Annotated in this window: 1 pseudogene; it reads left to right on the plus strand. The window is 76.8% G+C overall.

Features of this window, described 5'->3' with window-relative positions:
* Window positions 1-263 (plus strand): annotated as a pseudogene (locus tag KVS67_RS12170) (MFS transporter); the annotation flags it as partial.

A 263-nucleotide genomic window follows, 5' to 3' on the forward strand; every position in this document is an offset into this window, starting at 1 on the left:
CGCGGCAGTGGCGGCCCGCCCCCCCACCCCGCCCCAGCGCCGACGCCGCGCACCCCGGGCCCGCACCCGACGCCGTCGCCCCCGACGCCACCCTGCCCACCGGTGAGGCGGTCGCCCAGGAGCTGCCGTGGCGCTGGTCCGTCCAGGGCCGCATCTTCCTGATCGGCGGCCTGGGCTTCATGTTCGACGCGGGGGACGTCACGCTCAACGGCGTGATGATACCGCTGCTGCGCGAGGAGGGGGCCCAGGAAAAGGCCGACGCC

It is taken from the genome of Micrococcus sp. GbtcB5 (genome assembly GCF_019091605.1).
In the GTDB taxonomy this organism is placed as follows: Bacteria; Actinomycetota; Actinomycetes; order Actinomycetales; family Micrococcaceae; genus Micrococcus; species Micrococcus luteus.